At 59.6% G+C, this 4,621-nt stretch carries 2 protein-coding genes and 1 pseudogene; 2 read left to right on the top strand and 1 reads right to left on the bottom strand.

Annotation, left to right across the window (positions count from 1 at the left end; translation table 11 throughout):
• Both H5U08_RS10615 and H5U08_RS10620 read left to right on the top strand, forming a co-directional pair.
• Positions 1 to 789, top strand: a 789-nt coding sequence (locus H5U08_RS10615) for a PfkB family carbohydrate kinase (protein WP_297032828.1), incomplete at its 5' end; no start/stop codon positions are given.
• A gap of 250 nt (positions 790 to 1,039) precedes the next feature.
• The gene (locus H5U08_RS10620) at positions 1,040 to 3,469 is read left to right on the top strand and encodes an Eco57I restriction-modification methylase domain-containing protein (RefSeq protein WP_297032836.1); all 2,430 of its coding nucleotides are present in this window, start codon (positions 1,040 to 1,042) and stop codon (positions 3,467 to 3,469) included.
• A gap of 50 nt (positions 3,470 to 3,519) precedes the next feature.
• Here H5U08_RS10620 and H5U08_RS10625 read toward each other — a convergent pair.
• Positions 3,520 to 4,621: pseudogene (locus H5U08_RS10625) on the bottom strand (hypothetical protein); the annotation flags it as partial.

Below are 4,621 nucleotides of genomic sequence, written 5' to 3' on the forward strand. Positions count from 1 at the left end.
GAATTGCGCCAGGATCTGCAGAGACTGGGTTGTCGGTTGGAACATCTCCAGGTTGTTCCGGACCGATTCACCCCTACCTACCTGAAACCCCGGGATATTACCGATCCGTCGCTTGCCGGTGAACATTCCCGGTACGATACGAAGAATCGAACGCCGACACCAGAAAACCTCGTGGACCGCCTGCTTGCTTCCATGGAGAACCTGCTGGCGGAAGTGGACGCGGTCATCGTTCTGGACCAGGTCGAGGAAAAAGAATGTGGCGTGGTGGGACGCCGACTGCGCGAGTTTCTCGCCGAGCAGGCCCCCCGTTTCCCCCACATTGTTTTCTGGGCCGACAGCCGACGTCGGATCCGTCAATTTCGTCGAATCATTCTCAAGTGCAACCGTTTTGAATTGACGGGGCAACGGCCTCAGGAGGGAGCTCCGCCGGACTGGGCCTCGCTTCGGGAAGCCCTCGAACACTTTCGCCAGATGAATGGAGCGCCCGCCGTCGTCACATTGGGCGAATACGGAATAATGGTGAGCGATCCGGAGATCATCTGGATTCCGGCCGTTCGTGTGGAAGGGCCCACTGATCCCACCGGAGCTGGGGACAGTGCCACAGCCGGCGCGGTGGCGGCCCTGGCCAGCGGTGCTTCGTTGCCCGAAGCTGCCCTCGTGGGTAACCTGGTCGCTTCGATCACGGTGCAACAACTGGCCACCACAGGGACGGCCAGACCGGAAGAACTGCCGCCGCGTCTCGACCTGTGGCGGTCGCAGCAAAGGGATCAGCGGTCGCTCCCCGCTTGAATGGGGTGTTTGCACCGGTCAGGAAGAAACACGTTGCGATCAATTTCCCGGCAATGTGAAAGTCAATTCCATGGCTCGACGGCACGGATCAGGCGCGGGGGCGACGGTGAACCTCGGAGCCGCTGTGGGCAAGGTGGCCCGGTGGCTCAGGACACGGCCAGCCGTGGTCCAGGAACTGCTGAGATGCCAGAGCTCCTTGCTTTCGCAGCCCTCGTCGGCCTCCCCTTGTGCCTCGCTTGCCGAATTACCCGTGGCACCAAACAGGGGCGCCGCCCGTGAAGCGCCTGAAGCCGGACGGTTCTGGGCAGCCCAATGGGGTTTAGACTCCACCGTTGGGACCGGTGTTCTTGAACAGGCCCTCGAGGCGGTATTCGCCTGGGTCACCACCCTCATCACCGTGCGTTTTCTCCAGCTTTTGGATGTCGAGGGAATCCCCGAAGAGCCATCCGTTCATGCCCAGTCGCTGGCCGCCGCTTTTAGCCCAGATGTGACCGAGTGCTGGCCCCAAGCGAAAACACTTTGGGACTTCTATCACTGGTTGGGGCTGACCGACGCCCTTTCTTTACAGGCTGATTTCACTCAACTGATAGCGCATCTCACGGCGCTCGTGCAGGAGGTGGATAGCATTCTCGGGCCGAAACGAGCGTGGGATGTAACGCCGGAAGATCTTTTCTGTCCGATCCGCGAGGCCCTTTTTCCCAAATGGATTCGCCTGGCAAAAGGCGAATTTTACACGCCGTTTGTCCTGGCCGACTATATTCTCGAAAAACTCGGATATCCTGATCAGATAAATTCGCGTCTCCTGGATCCCTCGTGCGGAAGTGGAGTTTTTCTGGTAGCCGCTGCATGGCGGAGAGCCGAGCAATTCCAGCGGCAACGTGCGGAGGACATCGCTGTCCACCGAGAAGATTCTTCAACACCCCCAGTCGATGGACACATTTCCGCGCAAGCCCTGCTTCGCGATACAGTCCTCCAAACGATCCTCGGAGCTGGGGCACTGGGGCTGGAGATTCAACCTGCCGCTGTCCTGGCCGCCCGGGCAAGTCTGGTCCTGATCGCCACCGCCCTCTGCCGTCGATGGCTGCCCCACGTCCCGATGTCACTTTCCGACCTCACTCGCTTTCGCCCTCCCGTTCTTCGGGGAAATTTCCTCTCTTTGTGCTTGTCACTCTCCACCAATGCGTGCCCTACATCGGAAACCTGTGTCGCCACCGAATCAACGGACATCCTCAAAGGACAACGGTTCGACATCATCGTCGGCAATCCACCGTGGGTGATATGGGACCGCTTGGACAAAGACGCCCGGGGTGAAATGACGGCCGTCTTCCGCGAACTCGGGTTATTCGATCTCTCGCCCCAAATGGCGCGGCACGGCGGTGGCAAGCGGGATTGTGGTGCCGCATTCATCTCAGCGGCGTGCCGCCTTCTCGCAGAGCATGGTCGCCTCGGAATGGTGGTGCCGGTCAGCCTTTTTCATACTCAGGCTTCCGGCCGAAGTTTTCGGCACCTGTTCAGCAAGTCCCAGGGATGTTTGAGGATTCGAGAAGTGGTGGACCTTCGTGCCGTCTCGGTGTTTCCCGGAACAATTCAGCGAACGGCGATTCTCTTCGCGGAAAAAGGTGTTCCACCTCGGTTTCCGGTGCCATTCATTGTGTGCCGGGGCAGGAAAGGCCATCGGGGCAGATTCCGCGACGCCGCGTGGCTGCACACTGAGGCGGAGCAGTCTGTGCTCTTCGCCCAACCGGCCGACAGGAGAGACACGGGGGCTCCCTGGGTTCTCATGAGGCGCTCCCTGTGGGAGATCTGGGAGCAAATCTGCGGTCGATCTGAATACCAGGCCTACTTAGGGGCCAATACGGGCGGGGCGAACGGGATTTTCTGGCTGGAGATTCTTGGATGGGAAAACAACCGGCTCGTTGTGCAGAATCACCCGGAATTTGGACGCACCCCGGTGCCGCGTGTCACGGCAACCATCGAGCCCGACCTGGTTTTCCCCCTCGTGCGGTGGAAAGACCTCAGCGGGGTGGCGGCTCCTACACTTGGCATACTCCTTGTGCAGAATCCTGCTACCCGCTCGGCCTGGCCGGAGGACTATCTCCGCGAGTTTTTCCCGGCAACTTTTGGTTATCTTACCCAGTTTCGAGATGTTCTGGACCGCCGCGCGGCACGAAAGAAGCTCCAATCACGGGGTCCCTGGTATGCCCAGTACAACGTAGGACCCTACACGATCGCCTCGTCGAAAGTCGTGTGGCGCCGGATGGAGGCAAAGCTGAAAGCCGTGGTGCTGGGGGAAAAAAGTCTCGCCGGCTTACCCGCCAAGCCCGTGATTCCCCAGGAAACGTGCTGCTTTGTCCCGGTAAACTCCGATGAAGAAGGACACTTTCTCGCCGGCGTTTTGAACAGTCCGCTGGTCGGAGCGATCATTCACGCGTTTGGGATGTCTGGCTCGCGAAGTTTCGGCAGTCCCAGCCTGCTCCATTATCTGCGAATTCCTCGCTTTCGACCGACAGATCCTGTTCACGGCCGACTGGCCGATTTTCACCGCCAGACCGCTTGCCGAGAAGCCACCGCCGATCCGGATTTTCTGGCGGAATGGACGGAGCTGGCCGCCGCTGTGTTTGGGGTCGATTCGCAGCGGGCCTTACGTGAAATTTTGCAAAACGGCACTTTACCGGAATGACGAATTCGTGCGGGCGGGAGTTCTCTCTTCCGGGCAAACCAACCGGCCGATCAGGAATTCGGAGGGCCGTTAAGTCCCAGTCGGGTGAGCCAGCGACCTCGCGGCGGCTTGGTCTTGTCGCCCGAGGCCGACGCACTTTCCAGCGCTTCCAATTTTTCTTCCAGTTCGCGCTGTTTTTCCTCCAGCAGGGCGCGCTCGCGGGCAATTTTCGCCCGTTCCAGCGAGATTTCCAGCTCGGCCTTGCGGAGTTTTTCCTTCCACTCCTCCTCCAACTGGCGGAGATGTTCGCGTTGCTGACGAATGACTTCATCCTGATCGAGCAAACGCTCCAGCGCGGCAGCACCTACGGCCAGCGAGCCGATACTCGTGGACTGTTCCTCAAGCAGACGTCGAAGCTCGGCGATTTCGTTGTCTTTCTCAGCGAGTAGGGCCTCGGTCCGCGCGATGATCTCCTGAATACGGTCGCGTTCCCTTTGAGCCGTACCATCTGAAGAATCTTCAGACTCCGACTCCAAAGCTGCCAGGATTCGCTGTTTTTCGGCTTCCCAATTGAGAATCCGTCCATCGCCGGCCCCACCCTCGGCCGATCCGTTGGACTGGGCTCGCGCCAGCTTCTTTTCCAATTCGGCGTTCTTTTGCCTTAATTCGCGGATTTCCGCCAGGGCGAGATTGTATCTCTCCTGAAGCTCGGATGACGCTGCCGTGTTTCCTTCGCGGCGCAGGGCTTCCAGTTCTTCTTCAAGCTGGCTGCAGCGCAGGACAAGGGCGTTGAGGGCTGCCTCGCGATCGTTCCACTGGCTGGTCCACTGCTGTTTTTCGCTTTCAAACTGCGCCAGGAGTTGGCTTTCCCTGGCCTTCCAATCGTCTTCGCTGTCCCGGGAATGCTCCTGAAGTGCGGTCAGGCGGTTTTCCAGATCTTCCTTGAGCTTTCGCACCGATGCCAGTTCTTCGCGGACGGCAGCCAGTTCTGTTGTGAGCCGTTCCAGGCAAGCGGTTTGCCGTTGGAGGGGTTCCTGCCATCCGTTGCCAGACTGCTGAGCGTTTTGAACGATGGCCTCCAATGCCGGCATCATCGAGGCCAGTTGCTGAGAAAGACCGCGATCACTCGAAGAAGCTGACGCGGCGACAGTCTCGACGTTGCGGAGGGCCTGA

It is taken from the genome of Thermogutta sp., assembly GCF_014359955.1.
In the GTDB taxonomy this organism is placed as follows: Bacteria; Planctomycetota; Planctomycetia; order Pirellulales; family Thermoguttaceae; genus Thermogutta.